The sequence below is a fragment of the Orlajensenia leifsoniae genome, assembly GCF_004570845.1.
GTDB lineage: Bacteria > Actinomycetota > Actinomycetes > Actinomycetales > Microbacteriaceae > Orlajensenia > Orlajensenia leifsoniae.
This window is the reverse complement of record NZ_SPQZ01000007.1, coordinates 97,745-123,526: the sequence shown is the minus strand read 5'-3', so window position 1 is coordinate 123,526 and position 25,782 is coordinate 97,745. Positions and strand designations below refer to the sequence as shown.

23 protein-coding genes and 1 tRNA gene are annotated in these 25,782 nt (G+C 67.3%); 11 read left to right on the top strand and 13 right to left on the bottom strand.

The window, feature by feature from the left end:
• Positions 1-4: 4 nt before the first annotated feature.
• On the bottom strand, positions 5-850 hold the full coding sequence (locus E4M00_RS15985) for a citryl-CoA lyase (protein WP_135121473.1): 846 nt from the start codon (positions 848-850) through the stop codon (positions 5-7).
• Positions 847-2,286 (bottom strand): aldehyde dehydrogenase family protein, encoded by a 1,440-nt coding sequence (locus E4M00_RS15980; RefSeq protein WP_135121472.1) that lies wholly within the window; start codon positions 2,284-2,286, stop codon positions 847-849. The genes E4M00_RS15985 and E4M00_RS15980 overlap by 4 nt, the downstream gene beginning before the upstream one ends.
• A 295-nt stretch (positions 2,287-2,581) precedes the next feature.
• Here E4M00_RS15980 and E4M00_RS15975 point away from each other — a divergent pair, with 295 nt between their 5' ends.
• From E4M00_RS15975 to E4M00_RS15960, 4 genes are all read left to right on the top strand, one after another.
• The gene (locus tag E4M00_RS15975) at positions 2,582-5,299 is read left to right on the top strand and encodes an outer membrane protein assembly factor BamB family protein (protein WP_135121471.1); all 2,718 of its coding nucleotides are present in this window, start codon (positions 2,582-2,584) and stop codon (positions 5,297-5,299) included.
• Between the two features lie 207 nt (positions 5,300-5,506).
• Positions 5,507-6,163, top strand: a complete 657-nt coding sequence (locus tag E4M00_RS15970; protein WP_135121470.1) for a TRAP transporter small permease — start codon at positions 5,507-5,509, stop codon at positions 6,161-6,163.
• Between the two features lie 3 nt (positions 6,164-6,166).
• Complete coding sequence (locus tag E4M00_RS15965; RefSeq protein ID WP_135121469.1) at positions 6,167-7,447, top strand: TRAP transporter large permease; 1,281 nt, start codon at positions 6,167-6,169, stop codon at positions 7,445-7,447.
• Between the two features lie 94 nt (positions 7,448-7,541).
• Positions 7,542-7,991 (top strand): type II 3-dehydroquinate dehydratase, encoded by a 450-nt coding sequence (locus E4M00_RS15960; protein WP_135121468.1) that lies wholly within the window; start codon positions 7,542-7,544, stop codon positions 7,989-7,991.
• Here E4M00_RS15960 and E4M00_RS15955 read toward each other — a convergent pair.
• Both E4M00_RS15955 and E4M00_RS15950 read right to left on the bottom strand, forming a co-directional pair.
• A complete protein-coding gene (locus E4M00_RS15955) occupies positions 7,981-9,345 on the bottom strand; it encodes an FAD-dependent oxidoreductase (protein WP_167756929.1) in 1,365 nt (454 codons plus the stop codon). The genes E4M00_RS15960 and E4M00_RS15955 overlap by 11 nt on opposite strands.
• A gap of 28 nt (positions 9,346-9,373) precedes the next feature.
• The gene (locus E4M00_RS15950; RefSeq protein WP_167756928.1) at positions 9,374-10,450 is read right to left on the bottom strand and encodes a Gfo/Idh/MocA family protein; all 1,077 of its coding nucleotides are present in this window, start codon (positions 10,448-10,450) and stop codon (positions 9,374-9,376) included.
• Positions 10,451-10,907: 457 nt separating this feature from the next.
• Between E4M00_RS15950 and dctP the strand changes: the two genes are divergently transcribed.
• The gene (gene dctP, locus E4M00_RS15945) at positions 10,908-11,825 is read left to right on the top strand and encodes a TRAP transporter substrate-binding protein DctP (RefSeq protein WP_167756927.1); all 918 of its coding nucleotides are present in this window, start codon (positions 10,908-10,910) and stop codon (positions 11,823-11,825) included.
• Positions 11,826-11,901: 76 nt separating this feature from the next.
• Here the strand turns inward: dctP and E4M00_RS15940 are convergent, their stop codons facing one another.
• Together E4M00_RS15940 and E4M00_RS15935 are read right to left on the bottom strand one after the other, a co-directional pair.
• Positions 11,902-12,666 (bottom strand): IclR family transcriptional regulator, encoded by a 765-nt coding sequence (locus tag E4M00_RS15940; protein WP_135121464.1) that lies wholly within the window; start codon positions 12,664-12,666, stop codon positions 11,902-11,904.
• 3 nt (positions 12,667-12,669) lie between these two features.
• On the bottom strand, positions 12,670-13,419 hold the full coding sequence (locus E4M00_RS15935; RefSeq protein WP_135121463.1) for an IclR family transcriptional regulator: 750 nt from the start codon (positions 13,417-13,419) through the stop codon (positions 12,670-12,672).
• A gap of 133 nt (positions 13,420-13,552) precedes the next feature.
• Between E4M00_RS15935 and E4M00_RS15930 the strand changes: the two genes are divergently transcribed.
• Genes E4M00_RS15930 through E4M00_RS15915 form a run of 4 tightly spaced genes read left to right on the top strand, consistent with a single transcriptional unit; the run spans position 13,553 to position 17,281 of the window.
• Positions 13,553-15,394 (top strand): bifunctional sugar phosphate isomerase/epimerase/4-hydroxyphenylpyruvate dioxygenase family protein, encoded by a 1,842-nt coding sequence (locus E4M00_RS15930; protein ID WP_135121462.1) that lies wholly within the window; start codon positions 13,553-13,555, stop codon positions 15,392-15,394.
• 8 nt (positions 15,395-15,402) lie between these two features.
• Positions 15,403-15,693, top strand: a complete 291-nt coding sequence (locus E4M00_RS15925; RefSeq protein ID WP_167756926.1) for a Dabb family protein — start codon at positions 15,403-15,405, stop codon at positions 15,691-15,693.
• Positions 15,690-16,622: a shikimate dehydrogenase gene (locus E4M00_RS15920; RefSeq protein WP_240037215.1), complete on the top strand. Its 933-nt coding sequence runs from the start codon at positions 15,690-15,692 to the stop codon at positions 16,620-16,622. The genes E4M00_RS15925 and E4M00_RS15920 overlap by 4 nt, the downstream gene beginning before the upstream one ends.
• Entirely contained in the window at positions 16,619-17,281 is a 663-nt protein-coding gene (locus E4M00_RS15915) for a TetR/AcrR family transcriptional regulator (RefSeq protein ID WP_193555600.1), read from the top strand. Before E4M00_RS15920 ends, E4M00_RS15915 begins: the two co-directional genes overlap by 4 nt.
• Positions 17,282-17,287: 6 nt before the next feature.
• Here the strand turns inward: E4M00_RS15915 and E4M00_RS15910 are convergent, their stop codons facing one another.
• The 3 genes from E4M00_RS15910 to E4M00_RS15900 form a co-directional block, all read right to left on the bottom strand.
• Positions 17,288-18,058 carry an IclR family transcriptional regulator gene (locus tag E4M00_RS15910; protein WP_135121460.1) on the bottom strand — a complete coding sequence of 257 codons (771 nt, stop codon included), beginning with the start codon at positions 18,056-18,058 and terminating at the stop codon, positions 17,288-17,290.
• Positions 18,059-18,061: 3 nt separating this feature from the next.
• Complete coding sequence (locus E4M00_RS15905; RefSeq protein WP_167756925.1) at positions 18,062-18,802, bottom strand: IclR family transcriptional regulator; 741 nt, start codon at positions 18,800-18,802, stop codon at positions 18,062-18,064.
• A 186-nt stretch (positions 18,803-18,988) separates the two neighbouring features.
• Positions 18,989-19,957 carry a ThuA domain-containing protein gene (locus E4M00_RS15900; protein WP_167756924.1) on the bottom strand — a complete coding sequence of 323 codons (969 nt, stop codon included), beginning with the start codon at positions 19,955-19,957 and terminating at the stop codon, positions 18,989-18,991.
• A gap of 165 nt (positions 19,958-20,122) precedes the next feature.
• On the opposite strand from E4M00_RS15900, the gene E4M00_RS15895 reads away from it, so the two are divergent.
• Complete coding sequence (locus tag E4M00_RS15895; protein ID WP_135121457.1) at positions 20,123-21,091, top strand: YncE family protein; 969 nt, start codon at positions 20,123-20,125, stop codon at positions 21,089-21,091.
• Positions 21,092-21,126: 35 nt separating this feature from the next.
• Here E4M00_RS15895 and E4M00_RS15890 read toward each other — a convergent pair.
• The 3 genes from E4M00_RS15890 to E4M00_RS15880 form a co-directional block, all read right to left on the bottom strand.
• Positions 21,127-21,198 (bottom strand) — tRNA-Gln (locus E4M00_RS15890).
• A gap of 108 nt (positions 21,199-21,306) precedes the next feature.
• Entirely contained in the window at positions 21,307-22,824 is a 1,518-nt protein-coding gene (gene gltX, locus E4M00_RS15885) for a glutamate--tRNA ligase (RefSeq protein WP_135121456.1), read from the bottom strand.
• A gap of 41 nt (positions 22,825-22,865) precedes the next feature.
• On the bottom strand, positions 22,866-23,819 hold the full coding sequence (locus E4M00_RS15880) for a LysR family transcriptional regulator (protein WP_135121455.1): 954 nt from the start codon (positions 23,817-23,819) through the stop codon (positions 22,866-22,868).
• Between the two features lie 81 nt (positions 23,820-23,900).
• On the opposite strand from E4M00_RS15880, the gene E4M00_RS15875 reads away from it, so the two are divergent.
• On the top strand, positions 23,901-24,968 hold the full coding sequence (locus E4M00_RS15875) for an aminotransferase class V-fold PLP-dependent enzyme (protein ID WP_135121454.1): 1,068 nt from the start codon (positions 23,901-23,903) through the stop codon (positions 24,966-24,968).
• Between the two features lie 22 nt (positions 24,969-24,990).
• Here the strand turns inward: E4M00_RS15875 and E4M00_RS15870 are convergent, their stop codons facing one another.
• Positions 24,991-25,761 carry a fumarylacetoacetate hydrolase family protein gene (locus tag E4M00_RS15870; protein WP_135121453.1) on the bottom strand — a complete coding sequence of 257 codons (771 nt, stop codon included), beginning with the start codon at positions 25,759-25,761 and terminating at the stop codon, positions 24,991-24,993.
• Positions 25,762-25,782: the final 21 nt, after the last annotated feature.

The window sequence follows — 25,782 nt, the reverse complement described above, 5'->3', positions numbered from 1 at the left end:
TCCTTCATTTGTCGCGTTCGTTCGGCACGGATCGTCGTGCCGGCCCGGTGTACGTGTAGCCGATCGACTTCGGCACGGGGCCTTTGATCCGGCCCCCCTGCTGCATCTGCTCGTGGGCATGGGCGAGGATCCCGACCGAGCGGGAGAGGATGAAGACTCCCCGCCCGAGTTCGGGCGTGAAGCCGAGTTCGCAGTAGATGACGGCGGTGGCGCCGTCGATGTTCATGGGCACGCGCCGCGATTTCCCCTCGCTGATGGCATCCTCGACAGCCCGCCCGATCGCGGCGAACCGTCCGTCCACCGACCCGTCTGCCGCCGCGGCGTCGACGAGCGACAGCAGGCGCGGGGTCCGCGGGTCGAGCGGATGGAAGCGATGCCCGAAGCCGGGGATGTACGCGACGCCGGCATCGCTCTGGCGCTTCAGGACGCGGCGGACGGCCTCGCCGAGGTCGCCCGTCCGCTCCGCTTCCGCGTCGATCTGGAGGTAGATCTCCATGCACTGCTGCCCGGGACCGCCGTGGATGTCGTCGAGGACATTGATGGCCGAGGCCATCGCGCCGTTGATCCGAGCGCCGCACGTGGTGGCCATGCGCGCTATCGCGATGGACGGCGCCTGTGGACCATGGTCGACGGATGCCACGAGCGCGGCTTCGAGGAGCGCCGCCTGCGCGTGGGACGGCAGCTCTCCCCGAAGCATGAGCCAGATGGTGTCGACGAAGCCGACGGTGCCGATCAGTTCCTGCACGGGGTAGCCGCGCAGGTCGATCTCGCCGGGACGCACATCGATGATGTCGGTGTGCCACCAGCGACGCGCCTCGGCGAGCACCTCCTCAGGCGTTTCCTCGGTCATCGGCCCTGGCCTGCTTCTTCGAGGTCCGGGTCGAAGAAGTCTCCGAACAGCTCGTCGTCGGATGGGCGATCCTCCGCGATCGCGCGCGAGACCCAGGTCGTGTTGAGGTAGTGACGGAGGGAGATGTTCTCGGACGTGATGTTGCCGCCCCACGTGCCGCATCCCATCGACGAGGTCATCGGCATCCCGTTCGTGAACGATCCCGCGTTCGCCTTCGAGTTCGGCTGACGCACCATGATCCGAGAGACGGGCATGTGCTGTGCGAAGTAGTCGATGTGGGCGTCGTCGGTCGAGGCTATGCCGCAGGAGTGGCCCTTGCCGCCGATGTCGTAGAGACGCTTGGCAAGCTCGACGCCATCCTCGAAACTGCCCTCGTAGGCGTGCACCGCCATCAGGGTCGTGAGCTTCTCCTTGCAGAACTGCCTGTCCTCGCTGATTCCATCCCCCTCCACGAGGATGAACCGGCGGTCATCGGGGATGTCGAAGCCCGCAGCGTTCGCGAGCGCCTGGGGCGAGATCGCCACCGTGTCCGGGAGGCGGTGGCCCTCGTCATCCCACATCACGGCCTGGAGCGCCGCCCGCTGGTCCGATGTCGCGAGGTAGCCGCCCTCGCTCTGGAGCGCATCGAGCATCGCCCGGTATCGGCCTGCCGGAACGAGGACGTTTCCGTCCGCCGAACACCCCGAGCCGAAGTCCGAGGTCTTGGACAGCATGCAGTTGCGTGCCGTCTCCTGGAGGTCAGCGGTCTCGTCGACGAACTCGGTCGCATTGCCGGCGCCCACGCCGTAGGCGGGGGTGCCGGAACTGTACGCCGCCCGCACCAGCCCCTGACCGCCCGTGGCGATCACGAGGTCCGATCGCCTCATGACCTCCTGTGAGGCTGTGAGGCTGGGAAGCGTGATGCACTGCAGGATGTCGGCCGGGGCACCCTCCGCCTCCAACGCCTCCCGCATGAGCCGAACCGTCTCCGCAGTGGTGTGCTTCGAGCGGGGGTGCGGTGAGAACACCACGACGTCGCGTGCCTTGATGGCGTAGATCGCATTCCCGGCAGGCGTCAGGTCGGGGTTCGTGGTCGGAACTACGCATCCGATGATGCCAACCGGCTTGCCGTACTTGACGAGTCCCCTGGCCGCATCCTCCTCGATGATCCCCACCGAGGGACTCCGCAGAGCGTCGCGCAGCACCCCGCGGATCTTCATCCTCTTGTTCATGCGACTCTCGAAATCGCCGAGGCCCGACTCGGCGATGCCCATCCCGACCAGCCGGTGGAAGGCAGTGCGGTTCGCAACGGCCCACGCGACAGCCTGGATCAGTCGGTCGACCCGCTCTTGGTCATAGGTGGCGATGACCGCGAGCGCAGCCCTCGCGCGGGCGAACACATCATCGAGTTCCTGCTCCTGTTGAGGGGACAACGATCTGGGTGCTGAAGCAGCCATGACAACTCCGTCCATGGGCATTGGTGCCGATGCCGCATGCTACGCACACGCCGACACCGCTACCAAAGCGTGTCCCACTGGGCAGAAAGGGGCGCTCGCCGCGCCCCTTTCTTCGGCCCGGGAGTTGTCTCACTCGCTGAGCCGTGAGGTTGCCGGCTCGAGACCGCGGGGTTAGCGTCCGAGCGCTGGCTGATCTCGCCGACCTTCGGATCGGAGGGATCGCCAGGTTCTGAAGGAACGGCGAAAGAACCCGAGTCCAACCGCCGCGGATCAACGATGATCAAGGAGGCAAGGGATGCGCACACGACAGACCACGAGATGGGGTATTGCGGGGATCGGGGCATTGATCGCCCTCACCATCACCGCTTCACCCGGCATCGCGTCGGCGAGCCCGACGGAACCGGTTCCGCCGGGCGGATTGACGGGGCTCGCGCCGACCGGAGCGGACATGCCCACCGTCGGCGGCAATCTCGGGAATCAGCACTATTCCGGGCTGACCGAGATCACGAAACGGAACCTGAAACATCTGGCCCCGGCCTGGCGAACCCATCTGTCGGCGGTTGCACCGGCATCCGACGACGTAGGGCAGCAGACGACCCCCATCGTCGTCGACGGCGTCATCTACCTCGATACGCCCAGCGGCGGTGTGGCCGCAGTCGACGGCGCGACGGGTGAACCCCTCTGGAAGTGGGAGAACGACGTCTACGGACTCTCCGGTACGCGCCGCGGAGTCTCTGCGGGCGACGGCAGGATCTTCACCCTGGGAGGCGGCAATCGCGTCGTCGCCCTGGACGACACCACAGGCGAAGAGGTCTGGGCGGTCGAGGTCGCCGGACCGGCGGGTGAGGACCTCGGGCGCGTCGGCAAGGTCGCCACCGTGTACTCCGACGGAATCGTGTACGCCCACGCCGCCGATGGCGACCGCGGTGCCGTCGTCGCCCTGGACGCGGCCGACGGGTCGTACCTGTGGCACTTCTTCGGCGGGCCGAAGCGAGGCCAGGAATTCACCGGCGTGGACGGACAGACGTTCGACGCGTCGGAGACGTGGGGTCCGGTGCTCGCAGATGGCACCGACTGCGCCGAGGAGGGCGGCGCGACGTCGTGGATGCACGGCGCGGTCGACCCCGAGCTCGGCATGTACTACATGACCTTCGGCAACGCCCGCAGCTGCACCTCCTCGCAGAACGGGTCGCTGCGTCCCGGCGACAACCTCTTCTCCAGCACGATGGTGGCCGTCGATGCGGCGACCGGCGAGTACAAGTGGCACTACCAGTCCATCCGGCATGACGTCTGGGACATGGACAACGTTCACCCGCCGACACTCGCCGACCTGGAGATCGGAGGCGAAGAGCGCAAGGTGGTCTTCTACGGCAGCAAGTCGGGCCATCAGTTCGTGCTCGACCGCACGAACGGTGAGCCGGTGCTCCCGGTGATCGACAAGCCCATGATCACCGACTCCCGACAGAACCATGCCACCACCCAGCCGTTCCCCGAGAACCGGCTGCTGCCCGAGTGCGTCGTCTGGGAGAAGCTCGACCCGGAGAACATTCCCGGCGACCCCTGGCGTGCCGTGCCCAACTACAACGGCTACCAGCCGGATGCCGATGGCAACCTCGTCTTCAACCCCGACAGCTACGTCGCCGTCGACGAACCATTCCTCACCTACCCTGACGGTCACCCGTCCGGACACCGCGAGGGATGCATGTACGACCCGCAGTGGGACGCCCCCATCCTCTCGACGACGAGCCAGAACGGAGGCGGTGACTGGTCGAACCACTCGTACAGCCACAAGACGAATCTCGTCTACTTCCCCTACGGAACGAACCCGGTCGCGCACTACAACGGTGCATCGGCGAACGGCCTGCGTGCCATCGGGCAGTACCAGACCGGGGGCATCCTCGCCTACGACGCGTCGACCGGGGAGGTCGCCTGGAGCAACCATCTCGGCACCGACATGTCGCATGGCCAGGGTCCGCTGACGACGGCATCCGATCTCCTCTTCGTCGGACAGATCGACGGTCGGATGCTGGCGCTGGATGCCGCGGACGGTGATGAACTCTGGAGCTTCCAGACGGGATCGGGCATCGCATCGGCGCCCGTCACCTACGAGGTCGACGGCGAGCAGTACGTCGCCGTGTTCGCTGCCGGGTCGACCAACCCGTACGGCGGATCGGTCACGCAGGGCGACTCCCTGTGGGCGTTCAAGCTCGGCGGTTCCTACACCACCGAGTCCGGAAGTCCCGAGGGACCGGACACGGCCCCGCTGACGATCCGTCGCCCGGTCGGCGGTGCTGCCGTCGCGGGCGAGACCGTCGGCAACACAGTGCTCCTCGCACGGGCCAACCGCACCGATGACACCGCCGCGGCGCGCGACAGCGTGTCGCAGAACGCGATGCAGCCGACCCATCTCCGCGTGCCCGTCGGCAGCGCCGTCACCTTCCGCAATCCGGGTGCTGAGACCTTCCCCAGCTTCCCGAACGTGAAGCCGCATTGCGCGACGCAGTTCTTCGAAGGCGAGTTCAACGTCACGCTGCAGCCAGGAGAGACGTACGAGCACACGTTCGATCGTGCAGGCGAGTACTTCTTCAACGACTGCACCGACCCTCGCCCGACGGGCAAGATCGAGGTCTACCTCGAGCCGACGGATGTGGCGGGCGCCCTGAAGTTCGTGCCGAGCCGACTGAATCTCGGCGACAAGGGAGGCCTGCTCAGTCGCCTCAATCAGAAGGTGACGGCGACCTTCGACCTCCCGGCCGGATACGTGTACGAGGGCGGAGCGCAACTGGTGACGCCCCTGAGCACGAACCCTGTCGAGGCGTCGAGCGTTCGGACGACGAGCAAGTGGCTGACGAAGCTGACCAAGCGCACGTGGCTCGTCCTGCAGTTCGACAAGGCCGACCTCGACAACAATGTGCCGGAGGGGAAGACCTCGCTGACGTTCGAGGCGAACTTCCTGCATGAGGGTGTCCAGAAGCGCCTCACCTCCACGGGGGCGGTGACAGTCATCAAGTAAACCCGTCCGTTCGCCGGCCGATCCGTCTCCGTCATCCTCGACGGGGACGGATCGGTCTGTACGGGAACTGTCCCATTCGGCGAGACTCGACTTTGCACCCATCGGATCGCAGTCCAGAGTCGCAGAGGCAGCAGTGTGCGCGAGCACGCTCGGCCCTGCATCAACAGAGAGGTTGACCATGCACCCTGACACCGTGGCGGTGACGCCATGACCGACGAGGAGCGCGGGCTGGACCCGGAGCAGAGGCGGCCCGAGGAACCCGGGAACGTGCCTCGCAAGGCGTCAGAGGCCGAGCTCGGCGACTCGATCTTCCCGCATACCGACTCCTTCTTCGCAGGACCCGAACTGAACCGGGGCGTCCCAGCGGATCCCGCGTTCATCCGCGTGCTCTCGGCAATCGAGATCACGATCGGCGTCGCCCTCTTCGCCCTCATCGTCTTCGGCGTCATGTACCAGGTGCTCGGCCGCTACTTCCCGGCCATCGGCTGGGTCGGTGCTGGTGAGGTCGCACTCATGTCGATGATCGCCATGACATTCATCACGACCGGATACCTCGTCGGTCGAAACGGCCACATCGTGCTCGAGATCTTCGATGAGCTGCTCGCCGGCACTCGACTCTTCGTCGCGCTGCGCGTCATCTCGGCGGTCATCATGGTCGCCACGAGCCTCGCGCTCGCCTACGAGGCCTTCGTGAAGATCGACACCGAGTGGGGACGACTGAGCGCGGCGATGCACATGCCCGTGGGCGTGCTGTACCTCTTCGCCCTCGTCGGCTTCCTGTCGGCAGCGATCCACTCCTCTTTCAAGATCCCGTATGCGAATCGCCCGGAGCACAAGCTCGACATCGGCGAGATGGAAGGCTGATCCTTGGACCTCTGGCTCTACATCCTGCTGTTCGTCATCTTCCTCCTGCTCCGGGTGCCCGTCGCCTTCGCGATGATCGCATCGAGCATGCTGTACTTCTACAGCCACGGCCTGTCGGCGGGTTACGCGATCTCGTCGGTCGTGAACGGGATCAACAGCTTCCCCCTGCTCGCAGTCCCGCTCTTCATCTTCGTCGGCACCGTCGCCAACCAGCTCGGCATCGCCACGCGACTCTACGACCTCGCTCGAGCCCTCCTGCCACGACTCCCGGGCAACCTCGCCTACGTCAATCTCGGCACCGCGATCGGCTTCTCGTGGATCAGCGGATCGGCGCTCGCGGATGCGGCCTCGACGAGCAAGGTCCAGATTCCCCAGATGCTCAAGGCCGGCTATCCGTACGGCTTCTCGGCAGGTCTCACGGCATCCGGATCCCTGATGAGCACGGTGATGCCTCCCAGCATCCCGGCCGTGCTCTTCGCTGCGACGGCATCGATCTCAACGGGCGCCCTGTTCGCCGGCTCGATCATTCCCGCCATGCTCATGGCGTTGGGGCTCGCCGCCTATGTCTTCTTCTGGGTGCGGCGCCACCCCGAGGTCGCGAAGAGCAAGCCGTTCGTCGGATCGATGCTCGCCAAGGCTGCCGTCCGGGTCATCGGACCCGCGATGCTGCCCGTGATCATCCTCGGCGGCATCTTCAGCGGGCTGTTCACGCCGACCGAGAGCGCGGGCATCGCCGCGGTCTACATGCTCATCCTCGGTGCGATCTATCGCACATTGACCTGGCGGGTGTTCTGGAGAGCCGGTAAGGAGACCGTCGTCATCTCCGCCGGAATCCTCCTGATCCTCGGCGCATCGAACCTCATGGGCCAGGTGCTGGCACGCGAGCAGGTGTCCCGGGCGCTGGGTGAGTGGCTGACCGGCTTCACCGACAACCCGATCGTGTTCCTGTTGATGTTGAACGTGCTCCTCATCCTGCTGGGGATCCCGCTCGAGGCCCCGCCGGTGATCCTGGTGCTCGTGCCGATCCTCATGCCGATCATCGGGCAGTTCGGCATCGATCCGGTCCAGCTCGGCGTGATCATGATCCTCAACCTGATGATCGGATCGCTCACACCACCTGTCGGTGCGGTGCTGTTCGTCGTCGGCTCGATCACCCGCAGGCCCATGGGCGAGCTGTTCCGCGGCATCCTCCCCTTCCTCATCCCGCTCGGGATCGTCCTCCTGCTGTTGACGCTGTTCCCGGTGATCGTGACGAGCCTGCCGACGTGGCTCGGCTTGATGTAGCACACGACACGACGTCGGAGCGTCCCCGCGGCGCAGCGAGCGCTGTCGGGGACGCATCGACGAGGGCTGACCAGAACCAGAGAGAAGGACGACCATGGCCAGGAGACTCTTCGTACTGAACGGCTCGAACCTCAACATGCTCGGCCTGCGCCAACCTGAGTTGTATGGCACGACGACTCTCGACGACGTGCGCGGCGAGTGCGAGCGGGTGGCGGACGAGCTGGGATTCGACCTGTTCTTCGCGCAGACGAATGCGGAGTACGAACTCGTGGAATGGGTGCACGACGCCTTCCGTCAGGATGCGGCCGTCGTGATCAACCCGGCCGGCTTCAGCTTCCGGTCCGTGCCGCTGCTCGACGCGCTCAAGATGCTCGTCTCCCCGGTCGTCGAGGTTCACATCACGAACATCCATGCCCGCGACGCCGTCTACCAGCACTCCCTCATCTCGTCGGCTGCACGCGTCGTGATCGCGGGCGCAGGCGTATACGGATACGAACTGGGGATCCGCGCCGCCGACCGGCTGGTGCCCACGATCACAGGGTGAGGGCGATGGCGTCGGCGGCCACGAACCCGAACACCAGGGCCTTCGTGAGCGCTGTACCCGTCATGTAGGACGCGCCATGGAAGCCGCCGGCGATCTCGCCAGCGGCGTACAGTCCGTCGATGCGAGTTCCATCCACCCGCGTGACCGAGCTGTCGGCGGCGACGCTCAGCCCGCCGTAGGTCGACGTCATCGCCGTCACCGCCGCGTACGCGTAGAACGGTCCGCGCGCGACGGGAACCAGGTCACCGACACCGTTGACGAGACCGCGACGGCCGAACGGGTCCTGCCGCCTGGCGATGACGTGGTCGTTGTATCGGGCGACGGTCTCCTCGAGGCGTCCCGTCGGGAGCCCCAGCTCATGCCCCAATGCCGGGATGGTCGGCGCACTCACGAGGTGTCCGAGCTCTTCGAGACGCTCCATGTCCGAGAGCGGGACACCGGGCCGCGACCGTGCCCTCACGGTCGAGTCGAAGACCTGGAATGCCATGCGGTCAGGCTGGCTCAGCACGGCGGATCCGAGAACCTTGTACGACTGGGACTCATCTGTGAAACGCTCGCCCCGCGAGTTGACGAGGATCGCGCCGAGGTAGTTGGCGGTCAGGAGTTCATGCTCGTCGTCCTTCGTCTCGGCGTGTTGCCCGTAGGTGCCGGAGACGTGCCCGATGTCGGCCAGGCCGGCACCGAGCATCCATGCCATCCGCAGCCCGTCACCGGTGTTGCCGGCGCCCCCGTAGGGCATGGCGGCCGCTTGGCCGGGCACGAAGAGCTCGAGAAGCTCACGTGAGCGGGAGAATCCCCCGCTCGCGAGCACCACCCCCGACCGCCCGATGAGCGCGCGTCCGTCCTGGGACGTGATTCCGACCACGCGGGGCCCGTCGGTGACGAGTCCCACGGCAGCGCGAGCGGGGAGGATGACGGCACCGGCGGCGAGAGCCTCGTGTTCGAGATGGGCGAGCAGCGCCCCCATCGAGACCAGGTGTGCGCGGGCGACGGTCATCCCGGCACTGATCTTCAGCTCGTCGGTCCACACCCCCGCATGGTCGATCGCGGCGACGGCGTTCGCCTGTCCGTCGATGAGAGCTCGCAACAGCGCCTCGTCGGCGAAGCCCCCGCCCGTGTCCGCCATGTCCGACAGGAAGAGGTCGTCCGAGTCCTCGATGCCTGCGCGACGTTGGCGCGCGGTGCCGGACAGTGCGAACCAGCCCCCGCTCAGTGCAGAGCTGCCTCCCAGACGATCGCGCTTCTCCACGATGGCGACACTCAGGTGCTGCGCGGCGAGACGCTGCGCAGCCGCCAGGCCGGCGAGCCCTCCACCGACGATGACCGCGTCGAATTCGTCGCTCCGTGTCGTCACGTCGGGCCTCCGGTGTCGCGAGTCGGACTCACGTCGGTTCCGCTGCCTCGATCGCGGCGCGGAAGGCGACGACGTCGACCGTCGTGCGTTCGCTGGCCGCTCGCGCTGCCGCCTCCACGAGCGCGAGGGTCCGAGAGGCGTCATCGGCCGACACGAGAGGTTCCGCCGTTCCTCGCGCCACCTCGATGAAGTGATCGAGCTGCGCCCGGAACGAGCTCCGGTGCTCGACCGGAAGATACGTGCGCGACAGTGGCGAATGCCAGTCGGGCGGCACCGCCTGCTGGTACGTGTACAGCGCGAGATTCGGAACCGACAATGCTGCGCGCGTGCCGACGATCCTGTAGGCGACCTCGTCAGGCAGGTACGGGAACGCGAGCGTCTCCTCCGTGGCCTGGTCCCAGCCCCAGGGAGAGACCGCGGCGTCCGAGGCCAGGAAGCTGCCCACGGCTCCGGTCTCGAACCTCAGGTTGAGCGACACCGTGTCCTCGACCTCGAGACCACGGGCGCGAGAACTGCTGATGGCCTGGATCTCGGCCACCTCGCCGCAGAGATGGCGCAGGAGATCGAGGTCGTGCACGACGTTGATCAGCATCACGCCGGCACCGGGCGCACGATGCCATGGGGTGTCGGTGAAGTAGGCGTCGTCCTTGCGCGCCGACCAGAGTCCGCTGACCGCGACGACGTCACCGAGCTCGCCATCGTGGATGGCGCTGCGGGCTCGAGCGACGGCGGGATGGTGGCGCCGGTGGTGGCCGACGAGAAGTCGCCCGTTCAGGCGTCGGATGCTGTCGGCAAGCCGCCTGGACTCGGCGTAATCCATGGCGGCCGGCTTCTCGAGGAGCACGGCGACACCGGCCTCGAGGCATTCGACGGCGGTCTCGGCGTGCATGGGGGTCGGATCGGCGATGACGACGGCATCCACTCCCCCTGCGTGCAGCATCGCCGGGGCGTCCTCGTACACGGGACACCCCAGCCCACCGTCGCGGGGTGCTGCCGGGTCGGCGATCGCAGCCAGGACGGCACCCGGCGAAGCGGAGATGAGATCGATGTGCTGGCGTCCCATGAAGCCGGCTCCCACGACTCCGATGCGAAGCGGCTGCGTCACGGGTCCCTCCTGCATCGGCGCCTTCGTGCCGGTGCCAGCTGAGCGTATGACAGGATGAGTCCGCCGCCTAGGAGTCGTTCCATTCAGCGGCGACGTCGCCGATCGGCGGCGCGGGAGGGCATGTTCCATTCGACGGGACATCGCTTTGCGAACTGTTCGAAGTCGGTAAGAGTCGGCACTGCCACCGGGCCGCAACTCGACAGCGTGGTCGACGACGATCTCGCCCAATGCGAAAGGTGTCGACTGAGCGTCGCGCTTCGGCCATCGAATCTCACGTCAGAACTTGCACGAAGACGTGCGCAGAACAGAGGAGAGTCCCATGGGCACAGCCCGATCGAGGCGCCGAGGCCTATTCGCCGCGTCGGTACTCGCAGCAACCACGCTCGCTGTCACCGGCTGTGCCGGAGGCGGCGCCAGTCCCGAGGACACAGGAGAGGCCAGTTCGGAGAACAAGCCTGTGACCCTCACCGTGGCGACGAGCCAGAACGAGCAGACGCCGAACTACTACTGCGGCGTCGAGTTGCTCAAGGAGCGGCTCGAGGATGCCGATGTCGGCTTGACGGTCGACCTGTACCCGGCGAGCCAGCTCGGCCCCGATGCCGACAGGTTCCCCCAGGTGCAGGCCGGCGATATCGACATCGACCTGCAGGGTGCGTCCGCACTCAGCGCCACCTACGAGCCGATCGGTGTCGTCGACGCCGCCTACGCCTTCGACGACGTCGACCACGCCTTCAAGTGGATCGATGACAGTTCGGAAGACCTCTTCACAGGCTTCCACGAGGCGACCGGTGTGAACGTCGTGGACGGCTGGTTCTTCGGCAACCGCACGTTCACCACCAAGGACGTCGAGGTTCGCAGCCCCGATGACCTGGCAGGTGTGCCGATGCGGTTCCCGAACTCCCCGATCTTCCTCGCGAACGCCGAGGCTATGGGAGTGACGAACCCGGTCTCGGTCGCGGTTGAGGAGGTCTACACCGCTCTGCAGCAGGGAATCGCAGTCGGACAGGAGAACCCCATCGTCGCGACGCACTCGTCGAGCTACGACGAGGTGCTCAACACGGCGATCCTCAACGACCACAATGTCGGCATCCACTGGATCATCGTCAGTGACAAGACGTACGACAAGCTGAGCGAGGAGCAGACCGAGCTGCTGGAGAAGACCATCCACGAGATCCGGCCCGAGAACCGGGACTGCGTCGACGAGGAGACCGAGAAGATCCTCGACGAGTACCGTGCCAACGATGCCTTCACCGTCATCGAGCAGGACGACATCGACATGGATGCCTTCCGGAGCCAGGCCGAGGAGTACTTCGAGGGCTTCTTCACCGGTGAGAACCTCGAGGCCTACCAGGCCATCCGCGAGACCGCGGGCTGACGTAAGCCTCACAGGAACGGGGTGGGTGCGCATGCGCACCCACCCCGTTCCTGTGTGTCCCGGCATGGGACCGGCATCAGCGCACGTGTTCGGCTCCCAGCCGACGACCGAGCGCCATCGCGGCTGCCCGCACCGCCGGGCCGATCCGTTCGGGGACGAGCCCCGGGGCGGAGCCGACGACGGATATCGCCGCGATCGGTACGCCACCGAGCCCGAGGATCGGGGCGGCTACGCAGACGCTGTCGTTCGCGGACGCTTCCTTCTCGATGGCCAGACCAGACTTGCGGATGTCGGCCAGCGCGCGTCGGAGTTCTGCCGGATCGCACGGGACGCGCCCGTCGAGACCCGCCGGAGCGCCCGCGATGACGAGCTCGACCACCGACTGCGGCGAATAGGCCAACATCGCCTTCCCGAGCGCGGTCCCCCGCGCGGGGAGCCGCTCGCCGACCCGAACCGCCGGCTTGGATTCCGTCCCGCCCCGCACGATCATGACGAAGACGACGTCGTCGTCTTCGAGAACCGCCAGTTGCACCGAGTGACCGGTCACGTCGCGCAGGTCGCTCATGACTGGAAGCGCGGCGTGGCGCAGTCTGCGCGGCCGTTCCACGGCCATGGCCAGCTCGAAGAGCCGAACGCCCAGGTACAGCCTGTCGCCGTCACGGTCGAGGAAGCGCTGGGTGACGAGATCGGCGGCGATCCGCGAGACCGTGGACTTCGGGAGGTTCGCGCGCCGGGCGAGCTCCGAGATGCCGAGACCCTCGTCGTGATCGCCGAATGCGTCGAAGACCGCTGTGACGCGGTCGAGCACGCTCACGGAGTCGGTCCAGTCGGCGGTGCGCACGTCCTAGGCCGCCGTCAGTCGACGGCTTACGGTCTCGCCTGCCGCACGCACGAGAGGCGCGACGCGATCCGGGTCCATCGCTCCGCTGGGACCCGCTATGGAGATCGCGCCGAGGACGACGTGTCCCGCGGTGAGGACGGGGCTGGCCACGGCGAGGATGCCCGGGTAGGAGCCCTCGATGTCCATGGCGACGACCGAGGCGCGCACCAGGGTGAGTTCGTCGCGGAAGTGCGCTGCAGCATCGTCGATGAGTGGTGCGCTCACGCGGTCGACGATGCCCTTGTCCGCACAGAACGCGAGGTAGGCCTTGCCGCTGGCCGTCGTCAGGGCCGGCGAGCGCATTCCGGCACGCGTCGGAAGCATCGGAAGTCGACCCGCGACCGTGGCAATGGAGACCATGTCGGTTCCCTGCTGGACCCAGAGCCCGACTCGCTCACCTGTCACGTCCCGCAGATTCCGAATGACGGGTGCTGCGGCTGCCAGGAGCCGGCGAGGCAGACTAGCCCGTGCGCCGAGCTCGAAGAGGCGCAGCCCGAGCGTCACTCCGTCATCCGTTCGTTCCAGGTAGCGCTGCGCGGTCAGCTCCGAGACGAGGCGGGACACCGTGGACTTCGGCAGGCCGGTGCTCGTGGCCAGGTCGGTGATCGAGATCGAGCCCCGTGAGGCCCTCACCGCGTCGAGAATCGCGATGATTCGATCGAGCACGGCGACCGGCGCAGTCGGAACGCTGTTCCATTCGGCGAGACTCGTCATCGAGTTTCCCTTCCCAGCGGATTGAATCGTCGTCGATCATCCTTGTGTTCGAACGTACTAGTTAGTACACATTCGTGCAATGCTGTTTCGAGAATCGTTCGGACCTCATCGCCGGCCACCGCAGAGAGGCGTCATGCGCACATCGATCGCCACGGTCTGCCTGAGTGGCACGCTCGATCAGAAGCTCGTCGCTGCGCGCGAGGCCGGCTTCGACGGCGTCGAGATCTTCGAGCCTGATCTGGTCGCCTCCCCGCTGTCACCGGAGGCGATCCGCACGCGAGCCGAGGACCTGGGGCTGAGTCTCGACCTGTACCAGCCCTTTCGGGATTTCGAGGGCGTCGGCCCCGAGCGGCTCGAGCAGAATCTTCGTCGTGCGGCGGCGAAGTTCACCCTGATGAATCGCCTCGGCATCGAGACCATGCTGTTGTGCAGCAACGTCGCGACCGCCCGCAGCGGCGATGAGCACCTGGCTGCCGCTCAGTTGCGGAAGCTCGGAGACGTCGCCGATCGCTTCGGTGTCCGCGTCGCCTATGAGGCACTTGCGTGGGGCAGATTCGTCGACGACTACGAAACGGCCGCTCGGATCGTTCGCCTCGCCGACCATCAGCGCATCGGCCTCTGCCTCGACAGCTTCCACATCCTGTCGAAGGGTCACGACCCCGAGGCGATCGAGACGATTTCCGCCGACAAGATCTTCTTCGTCCAGATGGCGGATGCTCCCCTCCTCTCCCTGGACGTGCTCTCGTGGAGTCGGCACCACCGTCTCTTCCCCGGCGAGGGCGCATTCGACCTCGGCACCTTCATGGGGCACCTCGCCCGAACCGGTTACGACGGTCCCATCTCGCTCGAGGTCTTCAACGACACGTTCCGGCAGGCCGACCCCTTCGCCACCGCGATCCATGCGCGACGCTCACTGCGTTGGCTCGAGCACGAGACGGCCGCATCGCTGGGCTCGGGGCCGAGCAGCCGCGCCGCACCGATGTCCACGGCCATGCTTCCCCTCGTCGAGTCCCCCGCCGATGTGAGCTACGTCGAGCTGCGTACCGGAGACTCGGACGAGCTGCGGCTGCTCCTCATGCAGCTGGGGTTCCGCCCACACGGTCGACACCGGAGCAAGCAGGTCGAGCTGTGGTCGCAGGGCGCCGCCCGGATCGTGCTCGGCGCGCCGGATTCGGAGCATCCGCAGCCGACGGTGGCCGGTATCGGCCTCACCGTGAAAGATCCCGCCGCGGCGTTGCTGCGGGCGGAAGAGCTCTTCTCAGCGGTCGTTCCCCGAGAGGAGTCGGAGGGCGAGGAGCCCCTCGTCGGCGTTCGCGCACCCGACGGTTCGGAGGTGTTCTTCGGGGCTGATCGCGGATCCGTGCCGACATGGGTCGACGAGTTCGGTTCCACCGCGGCCGAGCACGCGGACCTCATCGAGCGCGTCGACCATGTCAACCTCGCTCAGCCCTGGCAGTACTTCGACGCGGCGGTCCTGTTCTTCCGGGCGGTGCTCGACCTGCACACCGAGGCATCGGTCGAGGTGGCCGCTCCGGTCGGACTCGTACGCAGCCAGGTTCTCCGCAGCGACGATGGAATCCTGCGGATCGCTCTCAACCTGGTGCCATCCGGCTCGGGAGCCGACGCGATCCTGCCGCAGCACGTCGCATTTGCGACGTCGGATGTGCTCTCCCTGGCTCGAGCCGCCCGTGAACGCGGCTTCAGTCCTCTCGACATCCCCGCGAACTACTACGACGACATCGACGCGCGCTATCAGCTCGAACCCGCGCTGTTGGATGAGCTCAGGGAGTTGAACGTCATGTACGACCGGGATGACGCAGGCGAGTTCCTGCACTTCTACACCCATTCCGTCGGCACCGTCTTCCTGGAAGTGGTCGAGCGACGCGATGGCTATGCGGGATACGGTGCGTTGAACGCTCCCATCAGGCTCGCGTCTCAGTATCGCCACCGAGCGAACCAGGGGGATCTCGCATGATCCGACATGTGGCCGTCTTCCGATTCGTGCCGGAGTTCGCCGGAGCCGAACGCGAGCACTGGGTGTCGCTCGTGCTGGCGTTGGAAGGGCAGATTCCGGAACTCCGCAGAATGAGCGTCGGAGTGGATGTGCTGGGGGGCCCGGCGTCGCATGAGCTCGCGATCGTCGCCGACTTCGATGATCTCGCCGGGCTGGAGGCGTACACGCGGCATCCCGCCCATGCCGAGGTGCTCAGGATCTCAGGCCCGGTGAAGACGTCTCTGGCGACGGTCGACTTCGAGATGCCGGACCTGCCGTGATCGATCAGTCAGGCGACGCAGGAGCGACCCCTCGATCGAGCGCCGGGCCCTACCTCGTCGGCCTGATCGGCGAGGGCATCACGGCATCCCTGACGCCGGCGATGCATGTGGCCGAGGCCAGGGAGATGGGTCTCGAGTACGAATACCGCATCCTCGATCTGATCGAGCTCGGACGCCCCGCATCCGACGTCGGCTCGCTCATCGCCGAGTCCCGATCCGCCGGCTTCAGTGCTTTGAACATCACGCATCCGTGCAAGCAACTCGTCCTCGAGCTCGTCGATGACCTGGACACGGATGCCGCCCGCCTCGGAGCAGCCAATCTCGTGGTGCTCGAGGAGGAGCGTCTCGTCGGATACAACACCGATTGGATGGGGTACCGCGACGGCCTCACTGCTGGCCTTCCCGGGGCGTCGTTCGACCGCGTCCTGCAGATCGGGTGCGGTGGCGCAGGGGCCGCCACCGCCTACGCGCTCCTGTCGACAGGCGCCCAGCGTCTCGATCTGACAGACGTGGACGGAACACGTGCCGAGGAGCTCGCGGCCCGAATGCGCGCTCATTTCCCGAGTCAGACCATCGTGACGGTCGAACACGGCGACCTTCCCCGAGCCATCGCCCGCGCAGACGGCGTCGTCCATGCCACACCGATGGGGATGCTCCATCACCCGGGGATCGCCTTCGACGTCGCCTGGCTCCGAGAGGGAGCATGGCTGTCGGATGTCGTGTACCGGCCCCTGCAGACCGAGCTCGTCAGGCAGGCTGCCGATCGGGGGCATCCCGTGCTCGATGGAGGCCTGATGGCCGTGGGGCAGGCGTGCGCTAGTCTCCGAATCATCACGGGAATGCTGCCCGATCGTGACCGGATGGAACGGACCTTCCGCGCATTGATCGGAGAAGAGCAACGGTCCGGTGCAGGAGGGAACTCGCAATGACCGATCGGCTGAGCGATGTGCACGAGAGCGGGATGACGGAACGAGCCGTCCGGACGCAGGGCGACATCCTCGAGGTCGCCACCGCCGAGTTCGCAGCGAACGGCTACGCCGGCGCACGAGTCGATGAGATCGCGGCGCGCACCCGCACGACCAAGCGCATGATCTACTACTACTTCGGATCGAAGGAGGGGCTCTACCTCGCGGTGCTCGAGCGGGTCTACGCCCAGATCCGCAGTGTCGAGCGCGGCATCCGCATCGACGAGTTGTCCCCTGACGAGGCGCTGCGAACGCTCGCCGAGGCGACGTACGACCACCACACGACGCACGAGGCCTTCATTCAGCTCGTCAGCATCGAGAACATCCATCGCGCGGAGCACCTGCGTCAGTCCGAGACGATCCTGCGCGAGAACGTCACCGCGATCACTCTGCTCGAGGAGGTCATCGCCCGCGGGGTCGCGGAGAGGATCTTCCGCGACGACGTGGACGCGGTGGACGTGCACATGATCATCAGCGCGTACGCGTGCTTCCACGTCGCCAACCGGCACACGTTCTCGGCCATCTTCGACAGGGACATGCTCGATCCGGCACTTCAGGACCGGCACCGCCGTCTCATCGGCGACATGGTCATCGCGACGATGACGGATCGGCGCGTGCGCTGACGAGAGTCAGACTGCCCCTGACGCACCCTGCGACAGGCGACTCGCGACCCTGAGAGCAGCAAGGCGGAGGGCCGGATCGAACCGATCCGCGTCGAATCCGTCCGCGCTTCCCGAGAGGGAGATCGCTCCGACGACGGCACCCGCTGGGCCGAACACCGCCCGCGCCATGCAGGACACGCCGGCGCGGAACTCCTCCAGGCTCAGAGCGGGACGTCCGCCCCGGATGTCGTCGAGCTGGCGACGGAGGACCGTCGGATCGGTGATGGACCGGGTCGTGCAGGGGTCGAGCTTCACGGAGAGGATCTCGTCGATCTCGCGGACCGTGGAGTTCGCGAGCACCGCCTTGCCCAGCGCGGTGCACGGGATGGGAAGTCGGCCGCCGGCACGGACCGCCGTCGATTCGGCCGCGGAGGAGCGGAGGACGGCGATGCAGACGAGCTCGCGTCCGTCACGGATGGCCAGGTGGACGGTGTGGCGCGTCGCAGTGCGAAGGTCTGCCAGTGCCGGCAGCGAGGCGGCCCTCAGGTCGCGGGGGCCCGCGGCGAGCTGCCCGAGCTCGAACACCCGCAGACCCAGGTGGATCCGCCTGCCGTCGCGTTCGAGATACCTCTGCCGCACCAGCGTCGTGACCAGCCGCGAGACAGTGGACTTGGGCAGCCCGGCACGCGACGCGAGCTCGGAGATCCCCAAGCCATGGTCGTCCTGGTCGAAGGCCTCGAGGATCGAGGTCATGCGGTCGAGGACTCCCAGGGTGTCATTCTCAGCGGCGTCGCCCATCGATCACGCCGCCTGCCTTCCCAAGCGGTGCGTGAGCGCGAGCGCGGCGTGCCGCACCAAGGGCATCATCCGGTTCACGTCCATGTCGGTCGCGGGCCCTGCGACGGAGATGGCCGCGAGCGGATCCCCGTCGGGCGAGAGGATCGGGCTCGCCACCCCGACGACTCCGGGGAACGTCTCGCACCGGTCGACGGCGACCCACTCCGTGCGAACCGCTGCGAGCTCCCGTACGAAGATCTCCCGCCTCCGCGAGTCGAGCCCGGTCATCGCGCTGCCGATGACCGACTCATCGTCGGTGAATGCCAGCACAGCCTTCCCGAGCGCCGTGGTCGCCGAAGGCACCCGCACCCCCGCCCGCGACGGAGCCGGTCGCAGCCGACCCCGTACCGAGATCACCGAGAGCATGTCGCATCCCTCCTGGACCGCGACGTTCAGGTGCTCGCCGGTGGCGTTGAACAGCTGGACCAGGACCGGTGTCGCCGCGACGATGAGGCGCCGCGGAGTGCTCGCGCGCGCTCCGAGCTCGAAGAGCCTCAGTCCGATGACGACTCCCTGGTCGGTGCGCACGAGGTACCGATGGCGGACGAGATCTCCGACGAGTCGCGACACCGTGGACTTCGGGATGCCGGTGGCCTGAGCGAGCTGGGTGATCGTGGACGTGCCGTGCGACTCCCGGACGGTGTCGAGGATGGCGAGGATCCGGTCGAGCACGCACACCGGCTCGCCAGTGAGAGCGGATCGCATGATTGCAGTATCAGTCGAGGCCGAGATCGGGGCAAGCATGTCGTGGGTCGAGCCTGTCAAGATCCCATTCAGCGGGACAGGCGTCAGCAATCCGCGGCGTGGAACGCCGAAAGAGGGGGCCCGGATGCTCCAGGTGGAGCATCCGGGCTCCCTCTACGGCGAGCTCACGTTCCCTGATTCGTGATGTCAGACCGCGCAGAACGGCTTGACGCCCATGGCGCTCTCGAGACCCGCCATGACGTGTTGCTTGAAGAACTCGTCGCCCGCCAGCGGAGCGTCGGTCCAGGCTGCGACGTCGTGGCCGAGAGTCGTCAGCCATGACCGACCACCGTCGTAGTACTGGCACCAGCTCACCGGATGGGACTTGCCGTGACCCGCCGGAGTCGCCTCGCTCGTCGCCTGGTCGACCTCCAGCAGGACGTTGACGTAGCTCGGGTACGGCACCAGGTTGTACCACTCGTCCTTGAAGGGCCAGGTCTTCGGCATGAACGAGGTCGAGACGTCCTTGCGGTTGATCCGCTCCACGGTTCCGTCGCGGTTGGGCCCGTGGTTGTAGAAGTTCGCACCGCCCAGGAGTCCTTCGTAGTACGGCCAGTGGTACTCGGCGCCGAAGGCGTTGTGGATGCCGACGAAGCCACCGCCGCCACGGATGTACTGCATCAGAGTCGTCTGTGCGGCGTCGTCGAGGGTGTCGCGGTTGGAGCCCAGGAACACGACCGCCTGATAGTTGTTCAGGCGGCTGAAGCTCGCCAGGTCCTCGGTGTAGTCCACGGCGATTCCCCGCTCCTCGGCCCACGCCTTGAGGGCGATCTGGGCGACGTTGTCGGCGGCCAGCGGCGGATTGAGTCCCGGCGCCAGCGGAGTGCCGAGGTGTGCGTGGCGGGGGCCGGCCGTGCGGCTCCAGACGAAGATGCGCTTCTGTTCACCTTCGACCCATCCGTTGCCCCACTCGTTGTAACACTCGGAATCGGTGCCACGGCACACGCCGTAGTCCTTGATCTCGTCGAGGTAGATCTCGTCGGCGGACACCGACCGTCCACCGTTGCCGTGCCCGTTGTCCCGATCGTTGCCGAGCGCAGCCCCACCGAGCGCCATACCGGCGCCGAGCGCTGCGGCGGCGACCAATGCGGCCCCGGAGCGAATGAGCGATTTCATGTGATCTCCTTTGATCGTTCGTGCCCACCCCGAATGCGCCATGCGAGACCGGCCCGGGGCTGCTGCGAATCTAGGCTCCGCCCGAGCAGCGCGCCAAAGCTCGTTCCACCCAGTAAGCCGGATGGGGTGGCCGCATCGACACGGCGGCCGACATGGGCTTCACTGATGAGCGGAGGTGCCATGGACGACGGACGGCTGCTCGTCGTCTGCAAAGACGACAGCTCGCTCCAGGTGATCGACCTCGAGACCGCCACGACTGTGGGGACGGTGGTGGCCTCGGCTCCCACGCCACATGAGGTGGTCGCCACGAGCGAGGGTCGGCTCGGCTACCTCCCTTCCTACAGTGATTCGCCGGTGGGGTGGCCGGGAACGGATGGCCGCAGAGTCGACGTCATCGACCTCGTCACGCTGCGGCGCGTCGACCAGATCGATCTGCCCTTCGCGAGTCGTCCACACCAGCCGGGCCTTCTTGCCGACGGGCGTCTGCTCGTGTCGGCTGAACTCGACGAGTCGGTCTGCGTGATCGATCGCGGGACGCACCGCATCGTTGCGCGGCTGCCGACCGGGCAGATCGAGTCGCACACCTTCGCGGTCAGTGCCGACGGCGGGCGCATCGTGACGGCGAACGTCGGTGCGGGGAGCGTCAGCGTGATCGACGTTGCGTCGCGCCTGCTTCTCGGCGCGGTCGAGGTCTCCGAGAAGGTCAATCGCATCTGCCTCGAACCCCAGGGACGCCTCGCCTATACGGCCGACCAGTCACTCCCCCGCATCGCCGTCATCGACACCGAGCTCATCGAGCTGGCTGCGTGGATCGACCTGCCCTCGATCGGATTCGGCACCGCAGTGACGGCCGACGGATCCCACCTCGTCGTCGCCCTCAGATCGGCTTCGGAGATAGCCGTGATCGATCGCCGATCCGGGGAGATCGTGCATCGGATTCCGACACCGGATCATCCTCAGGCGATCGTTCTCCATCCGGACGGCATCCGTGCCTATTCCGCCTGCGACGCTGACGACTGCGTCGTGGAAGTCGATGTCACGACGGGTCGGCTGTTGCGGCTGATGGCGACCGGACGCAAGCCCGACGGGATCGCCTGGAGCCCGACTCCGCCGTCAGCCCGACAGGCCGAGTAGAAACAGAAAAAGCCCGGCGAACCGGGCTTTTCGAGCTGGGGTACCTGGACTCGAACCAAGAACAACGGTACCAGAAACCGCCGTGTTGCCAATTACACCATACCCCACCAGCCGCGGGCGAACCCCCGGCCGACATGCAACTCTAACCTACGGTCGGGCACCCCTCCAAATTGAGGGAGGCTCGCCCGTGAGGCAGCAGTCGCGCCGCTCGACGCCTACGCGCCGAGCTCACCCTGCAGGCGCATGAGACGCGCGAGGGTGTCGTCCTTGCCGAGGATCTGCATCGACTCGAAGAGCGGTGGAGAGACCCTCCGACCCGACACGGCGACCCGCAGCGGCGTGTAGGCCACGCGCGGCTTGAGACCAAGACCGTCGATGAGCGCGGCCGAGAGCGCCTCCTGGATGACCTCGTGGGTCCATTCCAGCGGCGGAATACGATCGAGCACGTCGACGGATGCCGTCAGCACGGCGGCAGCGTCGGCCGGGAGTCCCGACACCACGCCATCGTCGTAGCCCAGGCTCGCGGCATCCGTGAACAGGAAGCCCAGCATGCCCGGCGCTTCGCCGAGAAGTGCGATGCGCTCCTGCACGAGCGGCGCCGCCTCGGCGAGGATCGCCTCCTGGGCGGGTGTGATCGGCGAGGTCAGCACACCGGCGGCCTCGAGGTACGGCACGGTGCGCGCCGCGAAGTCCTGCACGCCGAGCAGGCGGATGTGGTCGCCGTTGATCGACTCGGCCTTCTTCAGGTCGAAGCGGGCGGGGTTCGGGTTCACGTCGACGACATCGAACGCCGCCACCATCTCGGCCACGGTGAACACGTCGCGGTCGTGCGACAGCGACCAGCCGAGCAGTGACAGGTAGTTGACGAGGCCCTCGGGGATGAAGCCGCGGTCGCGGTGGTGGAACAGGTTCGACTCGGGGTCGCGCTTGGAGAGCTTCTTGTTGCCGTCGCCCATGACGTAGGGCAGGTGGCCGAACTGCGGCACGAAGGTGGTCACTCCGATGTCGATGAGCGCGTGGTAGAGCGCGATCTGGCGCGGAGTCGACGAGAGCAGGTCCTCGCCGCGCAGCACGTGCGTGATCTGCATGATCGCGTCGTCGACGGGGTTCACCAACGTGTAGAGCGGGGCCCCGTTCGGACGCACGACGACGAAGTCGACGAACGAGCCGGCCGGGAAGGTGATATCGCCACGCACCAGGTCGGTGAAGGAGAGGTCGGCGTCGGGCACCCTGAGACGCAGAGCCGGCTCGCGGCCCTCGGCACGGAAGGCCGCACGCTGCTCGTCGCTGAGGTCGCGGTCGAAGTTGTCGTAGCCGAGCTGCTTGGGGCGGCCGGCCGCCTCGTTGCGGGCGTCGATCTCCTCGGCGGTGGAGAAGCTCTCGTAGACGTGACCCGAGGCCTTGAGGCGCTCGATCACGTCGAGGTAGATGGCGCTCCGCTGCGACTGGCGGTAGGGCTCATGCGGTCCGCCGATGCCGATGCCCTCGTCCCAGTCGAGCTTCAGCCAGGTGAGGGCGTCGAGCAGCTGCTCGTAGCTCTCCTCGCTGTCACGGGCGGCATCGGTGTCCTCGATGCGGAAGACGAGCTTGCCGCCGGTATGCCGGGCGTAGGCCCAGTTGAAGAGAGCCGTGCGCACCAGGCCGACGTGCGGCGTTCCGGTAGGCGACGGGCAGAAGCGAACGCGAACGTCGCTCCCGGTGGCAGAGGAGAAGGGGTGCGCGGTGTCAGACATCGCGGTCAAGTCTAGCCAGCGGCATCCGGTGCCGGAGCCGGTCAGGCGTGGAGATCCTCGCCGGTCCATTCGCTGCGGTCGATGCCGGCGAGCACGCGCAGGCTCGCTCCGATGGCCGGTACCTTCTCGGCGCCCTCGGCAGTGACGACGTTCAGCGTGCGGTGGTCGGCGTGCGTGGTCGGAAGGGCGACGACCCCAGCGGGCAGCCGGGTCGAGGCGAGGGCCAGGCGCGGAAGCGTGGCGACGCCGAGGCCGGCCGCCACCATGCCCAGCACAGCGACGAAGTTGTCGGTCTCGTAGCCGATGCGGGGAACGTAGCCGCTCGCAGCGCAGAGCTCGACCAGGTGGCCGCGACAGCGCGGGCATCCGGCGATCCAGCTCTCGTCGGCGAGGGCTGCGATGTCGACGGATGCCGCAGCCGCCTGCTGATGCGACTCGGGCAGCACGACGTGCACGGGCTCGCGGCCTACTGTGCGCACCGAGAGGCCGCGGGCGCTCTCGCGGTGAGGGTCGTCCTGGTCTCCCGGGTAGCTGAACGTGATCGCGATGTCGGCGCGGTTCTCGCGGACGGCCGCGACGGCCTCGGGCGGCTCGGCCTCGAGATAGCTGATGGAGACCGCCGGATGCCGCTCCGCCATCGCGGCGAGCAGCCTCGGCACGATCGTCGCCGACGCCGAGGGGAACGCGGCGATGCGCACCCTGCCGGAGCGCAGGCCCTGGAGTTCGGCGATCTCGCCTGCTGCGGCATCCAGAGCCGTCGCCACGGTCTGGGCGTGACGCGCGAGCACGGTGCCGGCCTCGGTGAGGCGCACGGTGCGACCTGTGCGCTCGAGTACGGGCATGCCGATGCGCGCCTCGAGCCGCTTCACGTGCTGGCTGATCGCCGGCTGGCTGTAGCCGAGGGCCTCGGATGCCGCCGTGATCGAGCCGTGCTCGGCGATGGCCAGCACTGTGCGCAGCGAGTGCGAGTCGAGGTCGAGGTCGGTGCTGTTCACGTCCGCAGCATAACCACTTGTTATGGGTGTCAGCACTCATCTGCGATTGTCGAATGGGAGCCGTCGGCGCACCATGGAGGCATGCCCGCCGCCACCACCCCTGTCTCTGTCGCCGACGCGCGCGCCCGGTTCGCCGCTGGACGCGGTTACCTGGCCGCCTGCACGCTCGGCCTGCCGACCGTCGAGACGAGCGCGGCCATGCGCGCCGACGCCGATCGCTGGGCGCGCGGCGAAGCCTGCGCCGTCGACTACACCGCCGGGGTCGAACGCACACGCCTGTCCTATGCCGGCCTCGTCGGAGTGGGCGCAGACCGCGTGGCGATCGGGTCGCAGACCTCGGCGATGGCCGCCGTCATCGCCGCGAGCGTGCCCGACGGCGCCGAGGTGCTCTGCGTCGACGGCGACTTCAGCTCGATCGTGTTCCCGTTCCTCAGCCAAGCGCACCGCGGCGTCACCGTGCGCAGCGTGCCGCTCGTCGAGCTCGCCGCATCCATCACGGCATCCACCTGGCTCGTCGCGTTCTCGCTCGTGCAGTCCGCCACGGGGGCGGTGGCGGATGCCGCTGCCGTCGTCGCGGCAGCACGGGCGCAGGGCGCCCGCACGCTGTGCGACACCACCCAGGCCGTTGGGTGGATGCCGGTAGATGCCGCTCTCTTCGACGCCACGATCTGCCACGGCTACAAGTGGCTGTGCGCTCCCCGCGGGGCCGCCTTCCTCACGATCTCGGCAGCGTTCGCCGCAGAGGTCGCGCCGACGCAGACCGGCTGGTACGCCGGCGTCGATCCGTGGGCGTCGTGCTATGGACCGACCATGACCCTCGCCGCCGATGCCCGGCGCTTCGACGTCTCCCCCGCCTGGCCCGTGTGGGTGGGCGCCGAGGCGGCCATCGCGATGTTCGCGCAGCTCGACCTCGGGGCCCTGCGCACCCACGTGACAGGCCTCGCGGCGGCGTTCACCGACGGACTCGGACTCGAACGCCGACCGGGCCAGGCGATCATCACGTGGCCGGATGCCGACGGTCGCGATCTCGGTCGGCTCGCCGCATCCGGGATCACCGCGTCGGGCCGGAACGGATGCGCCCGAGTCGCCTTCCACCTCTGGAACGACGAGCAGGACGTGGCCGACGCGCTGGCAGCGCTGGGCCGCTGAAGTCGCTCAGTCGCTCAGTCGCTCAGCCGCGGGGCCGCACCACGGGGTTCGTCAGGATTCCGAGTCCCGTGATCTCGACCTCGACGGTGTCGCCGTTCTCGATCGGGCCGACACCGGCCGGGGTTCCGGTCAGGATGATGTCGCCCGGGAGCAGCGTGAACACGCTCGAGGCGTAGGCGATGATCGTCTCGACGTCGTGCACCATGTCGGTGAGCGGCGCCTGCTGCTTCACCACGCCGTTGACGCGCGTGACGATCTCGGCCGACGGGAAGTCGAACTCTGTGTCGACGATGGGGCCGATCGGGCAGAACGAGTCGAAGCCCTTCGCGCGGGTCCACTGGCCGTCGGACTTCTGCAGGTCGCGTGCCGTCACGTCGTTGGCGATGGTGAAGCCGAACACGTGCTCCATCGCCTTCTCCTCGGTGACGTTCTTGGTGATCGTGCCGATCACGATGGCGAGCTCGCCCTCGAACTCCACCCGCTGGCTCTGCTTCGGCAGCACGATGTAGTCGCCCGGACCCGACACCGAGGTGTTCGGCTTCAGGAACAGCAGCGGCTCCTCGGGAACCGCCGTGCCCATCTCCGTGGCGTGGTCGCGGTAGTTCTTGCCGACGCCGACCACCTTCGAGCGCGGGATCGACGGCGCCAGCAGGGTGGCGTCCGCGATCGGCACGCGCTCCCCCGTGGTGTCGTAGCCCGCGAACATCGGGTCTCCCGTCAACACCACCAGGTCGTCGTCGTCGACGATTCCGAAGGCGATGCGATTGTCGTGGCTGAACCGTGCGATCTTCATGCCTCAACGGTACCGGCAGCG